16 protein-coding genes are annotated in these 15316 nt (G+C 68.9%); 9 read left to right on the forward strand and 7 right to left on the reverse strand.

Translation table 11 applies throughout. From position 1 onward, the window contains the following. Positions 1-114 precede the first annotated feature (114 nt). Together AB0E69_RS35885 and AB0E69_RS35890 are read left to right on the forward strand one after the other, a co-directional pair. The gene (locus AB0E69_RS35885) at positions 115-1656 is read left to right on the forward strand and encodes an alkaline phosphatase D family protein (RefSeq protein ID WP_360156876.1); all 1542 of its coding nucleotides are present in this window, start codon (positions 115-117) and stop codon (positions 1654-1656) included. Between the two features lie 5 nt (positions 1657-1661). Beyond that, a complete protein-coding gene (locus AB0E69_RS35890; protein ID WP_360156879.1) occupies positions 1662-2912 on the forward strand; it encodes a hypothetical protein in 1251 nt (416 codons plus the stop codon). A 1-nt stretch (position 2913) separates the two neighbouring features. Here AB0E69_RS35890 and AB0E69_RS35895 read toward each other — a convergent pair whose 3' ends face one another. Both AB0E69_RS35895 and AB0E69_RS35900 read right to left on the reverse strand, forming a co-directional pair. After that, on the reverse strand, positions 2914-3528 hold the full coding sequence (locus AB0E69_RS35895) for a zf-HC2 domain-containing protein (protein ID WP_360156882.1): 615 nt from the start codon (positions 3526-3528) through the stop codon (positions 2914-2916). Further along, positions 3525-4028 (reverse strand): sigma-70 family RNA polymerase sigma factor, encoded by a 504-nt coding sequence (locus tag AB0E69_RS35900; RefSeq protein ID WP_360156885.1) that lies wholly within the window; start codon positions 4026-4028, stop codon positions 3525-3527. The genes AB0E69_RS35895 and AB0E69_RS35900 overlap by 4 nt, the downstream gene beginning before the upstream one ends. Positions 4029-4109: 81 nt before the next feature. On the opposite strand from AB0E69_RS35900, the gene AB0E69_RS35905 reads away from it, so the two are divergent. Further along, positions 4110-4604, forward strand: coding sequence for a hypothetical protein (locus AB0E69_RS35905; RefSeq protein WP_360156888.1), 495 nt, complete (start codon positions 4110-4112; stop codon positions 4602-4604). On the opposite strand, the gene AB0E69_RS35910 is transcribed toward AB0E69_RS35905, so the two are convergent. From AB0E69_RS35910 to AB0E69_RS35920, 3 genes are all read right to left on the reverse strand, one after another. Next, positions 4598-5119, reverse strand: a complete 522-nt coding sequence (locus tag AB0E69_RS35910) for a YbhB/YbcL family Raf kinase inhibitor-like protein (RefSeq protein ID WP_360156891.1) — start codon at positions 5117-5119, stop codon at positions 4598-4600. The two genes, AB0E69_RS35905 and AB0E69_RS35910, sit on opposite strands and share 7 nt — an antisense overlap. Positions 5120-5137: 18 nt before the next feature. Then, a complete protein-coding gene (locus tag AB0E69_RS35915) occupies positions 5138-6430 on the reverse strand; it encodes a phosphodiester glycosidase family protein (RefSeq protein ID WP_360156894.1) in 1293 nt (430 codons plus the stop codon). A 75-nt stretch (positions 6431-6505) separates the two neighbouring features. Continuing rightward, a complete protein-coding gene (locus tag AB0E69_RS35920; RefSeq protein ID WP_360156897.1) occupies positions 6506-6910 on the reverse strand; it encodes a PPOX class F420-dependent oxidoreductase in 405 nt (134 codons plus the stop codon). Positions 6911-6983: 73 nt separating this feature from the next. Here AB0E69_RS35920 and AB0E69_RS35925 point away from each other — a divergent pair, with 73 nt between their 5' ends. Together AB0E69_RS35925 and AB0E69_RS35930 are read left to right on the forward strand one after the other, a co-directional pair. Further along, positions 6984-7430 (forward strand): MarR family transcriptional regulator, encoded by a 447-nt coding sequence (locus tag AB0E69_RS35925; RefSeq protein ID WP_360156900.1) that lies wholly within the window; start codon positions 6984-6986, stop codon positions 7428-7430. A 69-nt stretch (positions 7431-7499) separates the two neighbouring features. After that, on the forward strand, positions 7500-8435 hold the full coding sequence (locus AB0E69_RS35930) for an AEC family transporter (RefSeq protein ID WP_360156903.1): 936 nt from the start codon (positions 7500-7502) through the stop codon (positions 8433-8435). On the opposite strand, the gene AB0E69_RS35935 is transcribed toward AB0E69_RS35930, so the two are convergent. Next, positions 8419-9168 carry a hypothetical protein gene (locus AB0E69_RS35935; RefSeq protein WP_360156906.1) on the reverse strand — a complete coding sequence of 250 codons (750 nt, stop codon included), beginning with the start codon at positions 9166-9168 and terminating at the stop codon, positions 8419-8421. The two genes, AB0E69_RS35930 and AB0E69_RS35935, sit on opposite strands and share 17 nt — an antisense overlap. A gap of 141 nt (positions 9169-9309) precedes the next feature. Continuing rightward, a complete protein-coding gene (gene valS, locus AB0E69_RS35940; RefSeq protein WP_360156909.1) occupies positions 9310-11853 on the reverse strand; it encodes a valine--tRNA ligase in 2544 nt (847 codons plus the stop codon). A gap of 74 nt (positions 11854-11927) precedes the next feature. Between valS and AB0E69_RS35945 the strand changes: the two genes are divergently transcribed. From AB0E69_RS35945 to AB0E69_RS35960, 4 genes are all read left to right on the forward strand, one after another. Further along, a complete protein-coding gene (locus AB0E69_RS35945; RefSeq protein WP_360156912.1) occupies positions 11928-13289 on the forward strand; it encodes a folylpolyglutamate synthase/dihydrofolate synthase family protein in 1362 nt (453 codons plus the stop codon). Beyond that, a complete protein-coding gene (locus tag AB0E69_RS35950) occupies positions 13286-13621 on the forward strand; it encodes a DUF4233 domain-containing protein (protein WP_360156915.1) in 336 nt (111 codons plus the stop codon). Before AB0E69_RS35945 ends, AB0E69_RS35950 begins: the two co-directional genes overlap by 4 nt. Before the next feature lie 50 nt (positions 13622-13671). Next, positions 13672-14082: a nucleoside-diphosphate kinase gene (ndk, locus tag AB0E69_RS35955; protein ID WP_360156918.1), complete on the forward strand. Its 411-nt coding sequence runs from the start codon at positions 13672-13674 to the stop codon at positions 14080-14082. Positions 14083-14296: 214 nt separating this feature from the next. Beyond that, positions 14297-15313, forward strand: a complete 1017-nt coding sequence (locus tag AB0E69_RS35960; protein WP_360156987.1) for a rod shape-determining protein — start codon at positions 14297-14299, stop codon at positions 15311-15313. Positions 15314-15316 lie beyond the last annotated feature (3 nt).

Below are 15316 nucleotides of genomic sequence, written 5' to 3' on the forward strand. Positions count from 1 at the left end.
GCTGCGCAATTATGGGCATGAAGCACCGCACACTACTCGAGGTCCCCGGATCGTCACCGGTTGTTCGCCCGGTCCGGGGGCCTGCCGCCCTGAGTACCCGTGAAGGTGAGGCTCATGAGCCCAATCAGTCGCAGGACCCTTGTTCTCGGCGGACTGGCCACAGCCGGCATCGGAGTGTTGCCGGCCACCGCCCGCTCCTCCGTCGTCGCCGCCACTGCGGCAGTCCCGTTCCCGTTCCAGCTCGGTGTCGCGTCCGGCGAGCCGGACGCGACCAGTGTCGTGCTCTGGACCCGGCTGGCCCCGTCGCCGACCAACGCCGACGGTCAAGGCGGCATGGCCAACGCCGACGTCGCCGTCGACTGGCAGGTATCGACGACCGACACCTTCGCGACGCTGGTCGCGTCCGGCACGGTCACCGCGCAGTACGCCGCCTCGCACGCGGTCCACGTGATCGCGAGTGGCCTCAACCCTGACTCCGACTACTTCTACCGCTTCCGCGCCCAGGGCCACGTCTCTCCGGTCGGCCGAACGCGGACGACGCCCGTCGTCGGTGCCGCCGGCCGTGACCTGGTGATGGCCTTCACCTCGTGCTCGCACTACGAGGAGGGCTACTTCACCGTCTACCGCCGGATGGCTGACGAGAACCCGGGCGTCATCCTGCACCTCGGCGACTACATCTACGAGTACGGACCGACCACCGGCCGGCCGCGGCTGCACCTCGGCGCCGAGACCGTGTCGCTGGCGGACTACCGGCGCCGGTACGCGCAGTACAAGACCGACCCGGACCTGCAGGCGGCACACGCGGCCGCGCCGTGGATCGTCGTACCGGACGACCACGAGGTGGAGAACAACTACGCGGGCACCGTGCGGGAGAACAACACTCCGGCGCTGACTGCGGCGCAGTGGACCGCGCGCCGGTCGGCGGCGTACCAGGCGTACTACGAGAACATGCCGCTGCGTCCGGCTCAGGTGAACAGCGGCAACAGCATCCAGCTCTACCGGCGGCTGCGGTGGGGGAGTCTGGCGACGTTCCACATGCTCGACACCCGGCAGTACCGCGACGACCAGGCCTGTGGCGACGGCTGGAAGGTGTGCTCGGACGCTGACCTCGCCACCCGCAGCCTGCCCGGCAACCCGCAGGAGAGCTGGCTGCTCGACGGTCTGGGCCAGCACCTGGGCACGTGGGACATCATCGGCCAGCAGGTGTTCTTCGCGCGCCGCTTCAACTCGACCGGCGCGAGCATGGACTCGTGGGACGGGTACCGCGCCTCGCGGGCACGGATCCAGCAAGGCTGGGTGGACCGCGCCGTGCGGAACCCCGTCGTCCTCACCGGAGACGTGCACCGGGCGTGGGCCAACGACCTGAAGGCCGGCTACAACAACGCGAGCTCGGCGACGATCGGCACTGAGCTCGTGACCAGCTCGGTGACGTCGAGCGGTGACGGCGACACGTCCACCGCGGTGCCGGACGTCGGGACGAACCCGTGGCTGAAGTTCTACAGCAACCGGCGCGGGTACGTGCGGGCTACGGTCAGTCCGACGCAGCTGCACGCCGACTTCCGTGCGGTAGCGCTGGTGTCGGAGCACGGCGCCGCAGCGACCACACTGAAGTCCTTCGTCGTCCAAGAAGGCCACCCCGGCCTGCAGGCGGTGTGAGGCTCATGAAGAAGACACTGGCCTTCGTAACGCTTGCAGCCACTGCTATTGGCTTCACTCAGACCGCCCAGGCGTTCGTGGCGACTCCCACCTGGACGACGGCCAACAGCGTGGCCACTGGCGACCAGGACACGCCCTCGGTCGCGACCAGCCGCAACGGGTACGTCGCTGTGGTCTGGGAGGACGACCGGGACACGGACAACGCGACCGACAACGTGCACAGCGAGATCTACCTGCGGCTGTTCCACAACGACACCGCTGTGTACGAGAAGAAGCTGTCAGCCGGGGGCAACACCGGCGTGACGAACTGGCGGCACCTGCACCCGGACGTCGGCCTGGACGACAACGGCAACGCGGTCGTGGTCTGGCAGGACGACCCGGACGGCAACGGGTTCTACAACATCCCGTACCGGGTCGTGAACACCGCGGGCACTGTTACTGCGTCCGGCAACGCGAACAGCAGCTCGGACGGGCAGCAGGTCAACCCACGGGTCGCGGTGGACCCGGATGGTGCGCCGTCGACCGGTGCGGTGGCGTTCACGGCGGTCTGGGAAGACACCCAAGGCACTGCGCAGCCAACAGTGAGGGCGGCAGGGTTCACCGGTCCGACGACGCGCGCTTGGGAGGTCACGGCCTCACAGACGACCGGAACGCACCACAACCCGGACGTAGCCGTCGGAGCATCAGGTGACGCCGTGGTGGTGTGGGACGAGGACGGCGACGCCAACGCGTTCTACAACATCGGTCTGATCCGGCTGGGTCGCACGAACGGTGCAGCCACGCTCTCGCGCCGTACTGCGAACTCACAAGGCGGTGGCCAGCAGACGCACGCGTCAGTGGCCGCCAACTTCAACGGTGACTTCGCTGTGGCGTGGGATTCCGACCACACCGGTACGGCGGGCGTCTGGACACGCTCGTTCGACTCGACGGGCACGGCGCGGTACGCCGATGTCGAGGTGGCGGTCGGTGGGAAGCTGCCGTCGATCGGGATCGACGATCAGGCCCAGACCGTGGTGGGTTGGACGGTCGAGGCCACCGACCTCGACGTGTGGGTGCGTGGCTTCGGTACGACGGGCACGGACACCGGCCGGCTGTCGGCGCAGCAGCTCAGCTCGGTGACCGCGGGTCGGCAGGAGCAGATGACGGTCGCGGTCTCGCCGTACGCCGAGGTGGCGGTCGCCCACACGGACGACAACGACGGGAACACGTACGACCAGGTGATCCTCGGGACGGGAATCTCCAACAACAGCTGGTGAGTCAGCGCGACGCCGGGGTCATCGTGCTCAGCACGGTGTCCCCGGCGGTCACCACTTCCAGACTGGTGATCTCCTGCAGCGGGATCGACGTACTGGCCGGCACGTTGGCGTTGTAGTGGCCGTTCGCCGCCCACCACCCGGCCGTCTCGCTGGCCCCGTCCTTGCCGTGCACGACCAGCATGCAGCGCTCGTCCGGCTTGAGGTCGGTCAGCTTCAGCTGGATGTCGGTACCCCAAGCCCGGCCTGTCAGCTTGGCGCTCGTGTCCAGCCCACCGACGCCGTTAGTCGCGGTCCACGTCGCCTCGGCCGGGCCTGCGGCCAGCACTCCCCAGCCGACCAGACCGCTTGCTACCAGGGTCGATGCGGCCGTCGCCAGCACCCAGCGCCTTCTAGGCGACTTCTTCTTGACCAGCTGGAGTGGCTGAGGCTCTGGCAGCTCGGCCTGGATGTCGTCGAGCGGTACGGCGTGCAGCAGGCCGGGGAGGGGAGCGAACTGGAGCAGTGCGACGCGGCAGGTCGCGCAGGTCTCCAGATGACGCTCGGTCTCCCGGCGCTCCTCCGGCTCGAGCGCGCCGAGCACGTAGGCACCGATGGTGATGGTCTGCGGGCAGGTCATGAGCCGGTCACTCCTCGCTCTTCCAGTGCGGCTCGCAGTGCGTGCAACGCGTAGTAGCTCCTCGACTTCACCGTGCCGGCGGGGATGCCCAGCACGACCGCGGCCTCGTTCACCGTGCGCCGCTTGTAGAACAGCTCGATGACGACCTGCCGGTGGTCGTCGCTGAGCCCACGCAGTACTTCGGCCACCTGCCACGCCTGCAGCACCCGGTCGATGTCGTCGCCGTACGCCGGGAACTCGTGGCCGTCGATCGCCACCTCGGTGACCCGTGCGGACCGCTTCCGGTGCCCGGAGACGACGAGGTTGCGGGCGACCGTGAACAGCCAGCGGCCGGCCCGCTCCGGGTCGAGCTCGGCCGAGTGCGTCCAGGCGCGCGCCATCGTCTCCTGGACGATGTCCTCGGCGTACTGGCGGTCTCCGCCCACCGCACGCAGGACGTACCCGAACAGCGGCCGCCGGTACCTGTCGTACAGCGCGCGGATCACGGTGTCGTCATCCACACCTGATTACTACGCGGGAGGGTTACAGTCGGTTCACCTGAACCCGCCGGCGTCCGGGTGCGTACTGGTCGGGGAGAGGAAGTGATCCCGACGATGAAGTGGTTGCTAGGGGCAATAGTAATGGCCGGCGCGCTGACCGCCTGCGGTGGCGGCGGCACGCAGCAGGTGAGTGGGGACGCGGTCTCGGTGAAGAACGTCGACGGCGTCGGCCAGACGCTGGTCGACGCGAGCGGGAAGACGCTGTACTTCGCCGACCAGGAGGCCGGCGGGACGGTGAAGTGCACGGCAAGCTGCCTGAGCATCTGGATCCCGGCGACCGGCTCGGCCAACGGCGTACCGGATGTGAGCGTCAAGAAGCGGACCGACACGGGAGCGGATCAGCTCACGTACCAGGGCAAGCCGCTCTACACCTTCAAGCTCGACAAGGGTGCCGGCGAGCACGGCGGCAACGGCGTGACGGACTCGTTCGGCGGTACGTCGTTCACGTGGCACGCGGCGACGACGTCAGGCGCTGCACCGTCCTCGCCGTCGTCGTCCGGCAATGACGGCGATGACGGCGGCGGATACGGCTACTGACGGCGGTAGACCCCGGTCAGCCGGCCGCGGGCGATGGTGGTGCTGTCGATCGCCTTCAGCGCCTCGTCCAGGCTGCTGCCGTCGGCCAGGTTCGTTGCCTGGGACAACGCATAGACGTTGAAGCGGTAGTGGTGCGTGCCGCTGGGCGGGCAGAACGGGGTGTACTCCGGCTTGCCTTCCGAGTTGTTCGCCTGATGATCGACCTCGGTCAGCACGGTGGTGGTCGGCGGCAGGTCCAGGACGATCCAGTGGGTGAAGGTGCCGTTGGGCGCGTCGGGGTCGTCGACGACCAGCGCGATCGCCTTGGCGTCGCTCGGCGTACCGGTCCAGGCGAGCGGCGGGGCGGCGCCGATGCCGTCGCAGGTGTACTTCGAAGGGATCGCGCCGCCCTCGCGGAACGCAGTACTGGTCACGGTGATTTCGGCTGGTGCGGTGGTGGCGGGCTCCTTGGGCTCGCCGCCACCGCACGCGGTCGCCAGGAGGAGGATGGCTGTCGTCAGAGTGAGCAGACGCACGCCATCACCGTATCCGCTTTAGTTCCCAGGCACCCAGACGACCGCGTCGCCGACGGCACGTTCGGCACCGTTGGCGCCGCTCGGGTGGTTGACCAGCGTCCCGTCCTGCAGCGCCATCGCGGTCGAGCCGCCGCCGTCGAGGTTGATCGAGTTGGTCAGGCCGAGGGACTTCGCGACCGCGGCAGTCTCGTTCATCGTGGTGCCGACGCTGGTGGTCTGCCGGCCGTCGAGCGCGGCGAGCACGATCTTGCCGTCGCTGGTGGTACCGGCGATCGTCCGCGGGTTGCGGTCGAAGAAGCTGCCGGCCCCGGGCGGTACGACGACCTCGCCGTTCTTCGTCAGCTGGTAGCGGCCGGTGGCGCCGTACAGGCCCTTGCGGAGCGGGACCTTGGTGCCGGTCGCGTCGGCGACCTTCAGGTCGGTGCGGAGGCAGTTACCCGCGCCGGCGACCTTGAGCAGCGCGACGGTGTCCAGGCCGGTGGCCTGGATCGAGGTCTGGCCGGCGGTGAGCGGCGTACCGCGGAGGTTGGAGGTGCGGATGACGCAGCCGCGGCTGTCGAGCACGACCTCGATCCCCGCGCCGGCCGGGGTGCTGGCGGCGAACTCGGGGGTGAAGAGCACGGTGTCGCCCGCGACGGCGCAGGCGGTCTGGTCGGGGAGGGTGGCGCAGGCGGCCGGAACCACCGGCGGGTGGTTGACGAACTCCAGCGGGAGGATGTCGTGCTTGCCGCGCACGGTTCCGGACCAGGTCAGGTGCCCGGTCAGCAGCTTGTTGCTCTTGGCATCAATCAGCAGGTTGGCCTCGGTCGGGTCGGTCAGCGGCTCGCTGAGCAGCTTCCCGTCCGAGATCCCGAGACCGACCGGGTCACCCGGGTACTGCGGGTTGGCCGTGAACGTGAAGAAGCTCGCGTTGACTCCCGCGAGTGCCCCGGCCGCCTTCACCAGGTCCGACGTCTTCTCGACCCGGGCCAGGTCCGGCCCGTACGTCGTCCGCAGGTGCCCCTTCGCCTTCTTCGGGTCGATCGTCAGCACGCTGACCACCCACGGCCCGCGCGTGGTGGTGTTGATCTGGTCGGCCGGCGCCGGCTCGGTGCCGCGCACGATCCGCGTCAACGTCACGCCACGCGCCAATGTCTGGTAGCTATGCGTCTCCACCAGATCGGCGTCGCCCAGCGGCAGGCCGTACCCGGCGGCGACCGCAACCGTCGTGGTCGGAACAGCTTCGGCGGTCGCGGTCAGCCCGGCTGACAGCACACCCAGCACCGCGGCCGCGCACAGGGCAGCCCGGAATCCTCGAGCGGAAGTCTTCATACCGCCATCGTCGACGGCCTTGGTGGAATGTTTCCGATCCGGGTGCTGGATCGGCAGTTTCTTGCAGGTTACGTTTCAGTGGACGGTGCGCCGCAGCTCCATCTGGGCGTCGTACCTGAAGGGCTTGCCTTCGAGGTTGAAGCTCCACGAGATGGTGGGCGTGATGCGCAGGTACGTGTTGACGCCGAAGCGGCCGTCCTGCTCGACCAGCTCCGCCTCGCCGTAGATGCGCAGGTAGCGCGGGATCCACGGATCGGTGGACGGCAGGTCGTCGAGCAGCAGCGTGACCTTCGTGTTCCCGGCTTGGACGTTGCGGACCTTCCGCGTCTTCAGCGGGTCGATCCCGCCGATCAGCAGGTGCGTCCCGTCGTACTCGAACCCGACCGGCACCGCGTCCGGCTGGCCGTCCGCGCCGACTGTCGCGAGCCGCGCGACCAGCTGGGACTTCAGGTAGGCAATCTCGTCATCGGTGAAAGACATGATTCTCTCCCTAGATAGTTAATGCCACGTACAGTATGTCACATTAACTATAAAGGCCATGTAGCATATTCCCGTGACCGAGACCTGGGCTGATCAGCTGGATGTCGGCACGGGTCTGATGCAGCTGACCAACCTCGTCCAGGACATCTACACGACCGTGTCCGACCGCCACGACCTGACCCCGGTCCAGGCGCGGCTGCTCTGCGTCCTGCTCGGCGGCCCCCGCGGCATGGCCGAGCTCGCGCAAATGTTCGGCGTCGAGAAGGCGGCCCTGACCGGCCTGATGGACCGGATCGAGAAGCGCGGGCTGGCCGAGCGGTCCGCGGTGCCCGGCGATCGCCGAGCCCTGCAGGTGACGCTCACCGCGGCGGGCCGGAAGGCGGCGATCGCGTTCCACACCGACATGGGCGAGGCGCTGAGTGCGCTGACCGACCCGATCTCCGCCGCCGACCGCGACCACTTCCGCAGCGTGGTCGAAGGCATGGTCAGCAGGTGCCGCACGTCACGGTCCAACGGCTGAGCCACGCCAGTCTCACGGAGAACGGTTTCCCCTACGATCGGGACATGTCGAAGCCGCTGAGTACCTGAGGTGTCCGCCGTCGTGGGTGCCTTCGCCGCGCTGGTCGCAGTGGCCGTGCTGGGGTACGTCGTCGGTCTCCTCGGGGTGCTGCGGGCGCAGGACGAGCTGGTCCTCTCCCGCCTGGCGTTCTTCGTCGCCACGCCGGCGCTGCTGTTCACGACGGTCGCGCGAGCGGACCTGCACGCGATCTTCTCGGTCGTGCTGGTCACCAACCTGCTGAGCCTGTTCGTGGTTCAGGCGGTGTTCCTGCTGGTGGCTGCGGTGATCTGGCGACGGACGCGATCCGAGGCGACGATCGGCGTCCTCGCGTCGTCGTACGTGAACGCGGGCAACCTCGGTGTTCCGGTGGCGGCGTACGTGCTGGGGGACGGAGCGTTGGTCGCGCCCATCGTGCTGTTCCAGCTGCTGGTGATGGCGCCGGTGGCGTTCGCCGTACTGGACGGCGACAAGCAGGGGAGCGGGCGGCGGGTCTCCGTCCGGACCGTCATCACCCGGCCGTTGCGAAATCCGCTGACCGTCGCGTCGCTGCTCGGACTACTTGTGTCGCTGACCGGTCTGCCGTTGCCGACGTTGCTGATGCGCCCGGTCGACCTGGTGGCAGCTGCGGCGGTGCCGGTCGCGCTGATCGCGTACGGGCTGAGTCTGAGCGGCGGTGTGAAGGGTTCGATCACGCTACGGCGAGACGTGGTGCTCGCAGTACTGCTGAAGACGGTCGTGCAGCCGGCGATCGGGTACTGCGTTGCTCGGTGGGTGCTGGATCTCCACGGCGCCGCACTGCTCGCACCGACGCTGCTGGCTGCGCTACCGACCGCGCAGAACGTCTACGTGTACGCCGTGCACTACCGCGCGAGCCGGACGCTGGCGCGGAGTGCGGTGCTGCTCAGCACGTTGCTGTCGATCCCGGTGATGACGCTGATCGCCGGAGTACTCACTTCATCGAGTTGAACGCCTCTTCGGCGACCGGTTCGACCTGGTCGACGGCGACGCCTTCGTTGGCGGACTGGGCGATGACGGTGAGGGTGTTGGATCCCCGGTAGCACTGGGTCGGCAGGTTGCCGGTGGACTCGACGCAGGTGGACTTGCCGACCTTCTTGATCTTGTCCGGCGTCGCGCCGGAGTCGGCGACGGTCTTGTTGATGTCGACCTTGCCGCGCAGCGCGATGATCACGTACAGCCGCGAGCCGTCGAGGCTCCCGTACGCCTCGACCGTCACCTGCTTGCCGTCGTTGATCCGGCTCAGCGCGTCCCGGGTCTGGTCGAGCCCCGCCTGGTTGCGGATGTCCTGATCGGTCACCCGGTCGAGCCCGGCCAGCTTGGCCGGCGGGGTGATCCCGCGCTCAGCATTCAGCCGGTTCAGCGGCCCGAGACCCCAGACGTACCCGAGCACTGCCAGCACGACCAAAATCACCACCACCCCAGCGACCGTCAGCCAGGGCCCTCGCAACTTGATCCGCCGCAGGCTCAGTCGCCGCCACCATGGCTTCTTCGGCCCCGCCGGAGGAATGCCATAGGCAGCCGTCTCGCCAGCTTTCACGCCAACCGTCGCGTCCGACTTCTCGCCAGGCGCCTCCGGCTTCCCGGCTTCCGCCATCTCTGCCGGCACGGGTGGGAGCTCGGTGGTGTCGGCCTTGGCGTCCTGCACCGGCGTCTGCTTGGCCGGTGTGGTGGGGTCGGTCATGAGGTTGGCTCCTCGGACTGGTGGTCACGGGGTTCGAACCGATGGTTCCACACCGGTACAAACCGGTTCCGCAGCGTAGTCGATCCTCGGCAGGTCCAAGTGCCCGCCTCCTGAGGAGGACGCGGGCACCCGCGACGACGTTTACAGGGTCGCGACGACCTTGACGGTATCGGTGTCGTCGGTGCTCCAGAGGATCTCGCCGGTGATCCGGCCCGCGGCGCGCAGGTCGGGCTCGGCGCGCTCGGCCAGGGCGAGGCGGGCGGCCGGGCCGCTGACCTCGACCTTGCTGACCTCGGTCTTCATCGACACCTTCGCCTCGGACTTCGCCCCACGGATCCCGGCCAGGACCTCGGAGACCGCATCCAGCAGCTCGGCGTCCTGGTCCGCCACCGCGAGGTCACCCTCCGGCGTCGGCCACGAGGTCAGGTGGATCGACCCCTCCTGCCACCACGACCAGACCTCTTCGGTCGCGAACGGCAGGTACGGCGCGAGCAGCCGGAGCTGGACCGACAGCGCCACCGCGAGCGCCGCCTTCGCCGAAGTCGCGGCCGCCTCACCCTGTCCGCCGTACGCGCGCTCCTTGACCAGCTCGACGTAGTCGTCGCAGAAGGTCCAGAAGAACCGCTCGCTGATCTCCAGCGCGCCGGTGTAGTCGAACCGCTCGAAGGCCACCGTGGCCTCGGTGACGACGGCCCGCAACCGCTGCAGCATCGCCAGGTCGACCGGCTCGGTGACCGCTGCCGGGTCGATCGTGGTCGCGCCGAACCCGAGGACGAACTTGGACGCGTTCAGGACCTTGATCGCCAGCCGGCGGCCGACCTTCATCTGCGACTCGTCGAACGGCGAGTCCATCCCGGGCCGCGCCATCGCCGCGCGCCAGCGGACCGCGTCCGCGCCGAACTTGTCCAGGATCTCGGTCGGGACGATCGCGTTGCCCTTGGACTTCGACATCTTCTTGCGGTCCGGGTCGACGACGAACCCGGAGATCATCGACCGCGCCCACGGCAGCGTGCCGTTCTCGAAGTGGGCCCGGACGACGCGGGAGAACAGCCAGGTGCGGATGATCTCGTGGGCGTGCGTGTTCAGGTCCATCGGGAAGGTCCGGCGGAACAGGTCGTCGTCGCGCTCCCAGCCGCACGCGATGTGCGGGGAGAGCGAGGACGTCGCCCAGGTGTCCATCACATCGGGGTCGGCCTCGAACCCGCCGGCCTTGCCGCGCTGGGACTCGTCGTACCCCCGCGGGGCCTGCGAGGTCGGGTCGATCGGCAGCTCCGACTCCTCCGGCATCAGCGGGTGCGCGTAGTCGGGCTCGCCGTCGGCGTCCAGCGGGTACCAGACCGGGAACGGGACACCGAAGTACCGCTGGCGGGAGATCAGCCAGTCACCGTTCAGCCCCTCGACCCAGTTCAGGTAGCGGTGCCGCATGTGCTCGGGGACCCAGGCGAGCTCGTTGCCGCGCTCGATGAACTCCTGCTTGAGGCCGGCGTCGCGGCCGCCGTTCGTGATGTACCACTGCCGGGTGGAGACGATCTCGAGCGGCTTGTCGCCGTTCTCGTAGAAGTTCGCCATCCGCTCGGTCTTCTTCGGTTCGCCGTCCAGGTCGCCGCTCGCGCGCAGCTTCTCGACGATCAGCTCGCGCGCGGAGAAGACGGTCTTGCCGGCGAGCTCGGCGTACAGGTCCTCGGAGCCCTTCAGCCACGCCGGGGTGTCGCGGAGCAGGCGGCCGTCGCGGCCGATGACGGTCCGGACCGGCAGCTGCAGCTCGCGCCACCACTGGATGTCGGTCTGGTCGCCGAAGGTGCAGCACATGGCGATACCGGCGCCCTTGTCCATCTCGGCGGCCGGGTGTGCCAGGACCGGGACCTCGACGCCGAACAGCGGCGACTTCACCGTCGTGCCGAACAGGTGTTTGTAGCGGTCGTCGTCCGGGTGCGCGATCAGCGCGACACACGCCGGGATCAGCTCCGGCCGGGTGGTCTCGATGTAGATCGGCCCGTCGGCGCCGTGGTACGCGATCCGGTGGTAGGCACCCGGGTACGGCCGGGCCTCGAGCTCGGCCTGCGCGACCGCGGTCTGGAACGTGACGTCCCACATCGTCGGCGCCTCGGCCAGATAGGCCTCGCCGCGGGCGAAGTTGCGCAGGAACGCGCGCTGCGACGTCCGCCGGGAGTCCTCGGAGATCGTGGTGTAGAGGTGCTCCCAGTCGACGCTCAGGCCGACCGTCCGCCACATCGACTCGAATGCCTGCTCGTCGACGTGCGTCAGCTCACCGCACAGGTCGACGAAGTTCTGCCGGGAGATCGGGACCTGCTTCTTCGGGTCCGGCTTGGCCGGCGGGGTGAAGTCGGGGTCGTAGGGCAGCGACGGGTCGCACTTGACGCCGTAGTAGTTCTGGACGCGGCGCTCGGTGGGCAGGCCGTTGTCGTCCCAGCCGATCGGGTAGAAGACCTTCTTGCCGCGCATCCGCTGGAACCGCGCCACCAGGTCGGTGTGGGTGTAGCTGAAGATGTGCCCGACGTGCAGCGATCCCGAGACCGTCGGCGGCGGCGTGTCGATGGAGAACACGTCGGCCCGCTCCGCGGTGCGGTCGAAGGCGTAGGTCTGCTGCTCCTTCCATACGGCAGCCCACTTCTCCTCGAGGCCTTCGAGGGTGGGCTTGTCTGGAACGCGGGACGTCTGGCTCATGCGCACAATCGTAGTGGTTGTCAAGGGGTGCTCCGAACGGGTTATCCACACCCCCTCCTAGACTGGGCCTTCTCATGAGCGACCTCTCCTACGCCGAGGTATCGGCACGGCTCCAGGCGCGTTGGCCGGAGCAGAAGATCGACCCGACCCTGGACCGGGTCAAGCGGCTCGTCGAGCTGCTCGGCGACCCGCAGAAGGCGTACCCGGTGGTGCACCTGACGGGCACCAACGGCAAGACCTCGACGGCCCGGATGATCGACACCCTGCTGCGCGAGGCCGGGCTGCGGACCGGCCGGTTCACCAGTCCGCACCTGGAGACGGTCCGGGAGCGGATCACGCTGGACGGCGAGCCGATCAGCGAGGAGCGGTTCGTCGAGGCGTACGCCGAGCTCGAGCCGTACCTGGACGTCGTCGACGCCGAGCAGGAGCACCCGCTGTCGTTCTTCGAGGTGATGACCGGGATGGCGTTCGCGGTGTTCGCGGACGCGCCGGTCGACGTCGCGGTGATCGAGGTCGGCCTCGGTGGCACCTGGGACTCCACCAACGTGGCCGACGGGACGGTCTCGGTGATCACCCCGGTCGCGGTCGACCACGCGCACATCCTGGGCGCGGACCCGGTCACGATCGCGCGGGACAAGTCCGGGATCATCAAGCCCGGTGGCACGACGGTGATGTCGCAGCAGAGCCTGGAGGTCTTCGAGGTGCTGCAGGCCAAGGCCGTCGAGGTCGGTTCCCAGATCGCCCGCGAGGGGATCGAGTTCGGCGTGGTCAGCCGCTCGCTCGCGGTGGACGGCCAGCTGATCTCGATCCAGGGCCTCGGCGGCGAGTACGACGACCTCTTCGTCCCGCTGCACGGTGAGTACCAGGCGCACAACGCCGCCACCGCGGTCGCGGCCGTCGAGGCGCTGCTCGGCGCCGGCGCGAAGACCGAGGGCCGGGTCACCACCGAGCTGCTGCAGGCCGGCTTCGCCCAGGTCACCAGCCCGGGCCGGATGGAGGTCGTCCGGAAGAGCCCGACGATCGTGGTCGACGCCGCACACAACCCGCACGGTGCGCAGGCGACCGCGGCCACGGTCTCCGAGGCGTTCCAGTTCCAGCCGCTGATCGGTGTCCTCGGCTGCATGAAGGACAAGGACGTGTACGGCGTGCTGGACGCGTTCGAGCCGATCATGGAGACCGTCGTCTGCACCCGGAACAGCTTCGTCGAGCGGTCGATGCCGGCCGAGGAGCTGGGTGAGCTGGCGGCCGAGATCTTCGGCGAGGACCGGGTGCTGGTCCGCCCGAACCTGCTCGACGCGATCGACGACGCGATCCGGCTCGCCGAGGAGAACGCGATCGCGCTCGGGAGCGGTGGTGTCCTGGTCACCGGCTCGGTGATCACCGCCGGTGAGGCGCGCACCCTGCTGGTCCGGAAGCCGAAGGACGCGACGACGTGAGATCGCTGGCCTCGATCTCGCTCGGCTTCGAGATGATCGTGCTCGCGCTCGTCACGCCGGTGATGATCTCGGTGGCGGACATCCGGCCCGCGGTGGCGGTGCCGGTCTGCCTCGGGCTGGCAGCGCTGGCGCTGGTGGCAGCGGGGTTGCTGAAGTACCGCGTCGGCTACGTGCTCGGCTCGCTGGTCCAGGTCGGGGCGCTCGGCCTCGGCTTCGTCGTACCGGTGATGTTCGTGCTCGGTGCGGCCTTCGCTGCCTTCTGGGTGGCAGCGATCGTTCTCGGCCGCCGGATCGACGAAGCCAAGAAGGCGCACGAGGCAGCGAGCAGTTAGGCTCGGCCGCCGTACCCCTGAGTGAGAGCCTGAGTGAGAGAGAGCCACAGATGTCGCAGCGCACCCTCGTCCTGCTGAAGCCCGACACGGTCCGCCGCGGCCTCGTCGGCGAGGTGCTGGGCCGGTTCGAGGCCAAGGGACTCCGGATCGTCGCCATGGACCTGCGCACGATCGACGGCGAGCTGGCCGACCAGCACTACGCCGAGCACGTCGAGAAGGCTTTCTACCCGCCGCTGCGCGACTTCGTCACCAGCGGCCCGCTGGTCGCGCTCGTGCTCGAGGGTGACGAGGCGATCGAGGTCATCCGCGCCCTGAACGGCGCCACCGACGGCCGCAAGGCCGCCCCGGGCACCATCCGCGGTGACTTCTCGCTGTCCAACCGCGAGAACCTCGTGCACGGCTCGGACTCCCCGGAGTCCGCGGACCGCGAGATCAAGATCTGGTTCCCCGACCTGCCCTGACGCGGTTCCGCACGCCATCACAACGGCAGCCTTCGCCTGCGCTCCCGCGCGGTCCGGCCGTGGACGGCAGATTGTGATGGCCGGGGGATCCGGCGGGTGAGGAAGCGGATACGATACGTGCCGGGCGGACGGGTCGTGTCGGTCCTCGGGCTGTGCGCGGGCGGCGCTTAGCCTTGGTTGTGGTCGAGTTGGAGGTGCCGCGGTGGCGAACAGCATGCTCGGCCGCGACATGGCGGTCGATCTCGGGACGGCGAACACACTGGTCTACGTGCGTGGCCGCGGGGTCGTGCTGAACGAGCCGTCCGTGGTGGCGACCCGGACCGACGAGCCGCGCGAGGCGGTCGCGTTCGGCCACGAGGCGAAGAAGATGATCGGCCGGACGCCCGGCAACATCACCGCGATCCGGCCGCTCAAGGACGGCGTGATCGCCGACTTCGACGCCGCCGAGCAGATGCTCAGGTACTTCATCCAGCGCGTCCACCGCCGCCGGTACTTCGCCAAGCCGCGAATCGTGGTCTGCGTGCCGTCCGGTATCACCGCGGTCGAGCAGCGCGCCGTCCGCGACGCCGGGTACATGGCCGGCGCCCGCAAGGTCTACATCATCGAGGAGCCGATGGCCGCCGCGCTCGGCTCGAACCTCGAGGTCCGCGACGCGACCGGCAACATGGTCGTCGACATCGGCGGTGGGACCACGGAGGTCGCGGTCATCTCGTTCGGCGGCATCGTCACCAGCCAGTCGATCCGGGTGGCCGGCGACGCGATCGACAAGTCGATCGTGAACCACTGCAAGAAGGAGTTCTCGCTGCTGCTCGGCGAGGCCACCTCGGAGCAGATCAAGATGACCATCGGCTCCGCGTTCCCGACCACCGACGGCCCGGACAGCGAGATCCGTGGCCGCGACATGGTCTCCGGCCTGCCGCGGACCGTGAAGGTGTCGTCCTCGAACATCCGGCAGGCGATCGAGGAGCCGATCACGGCCATCGTCGACGCGGTCAAGGCGACCCTGGACAAGACCCCGCCCGAGCTGGCCGGCGACATCGTCGACCGCGGCATCGTGCTCACCGGCGGCGGCGCGCTGCTGAAGGGCATGGACGAGCGGCTCCGGCACGAGACCGGCATCCCGATCCACGTCGCCGACAACCCGCTGGACGCCGTCGTGCTGGGCGCCGGCAAGTGCGTCGACAACATCGAGACCCTCAACCGCATCCTGGTTACCGACAACCGGCGCTAGGGT

The organism is Kribbella sp. NPDC026611, from assembly GCF_040638345.1.
Taxonomy (GTDB): Bacteria; Actinomycetota; Actinomycetes; order Propionibacteriales; family Kribbellaceae; genus Kribbella.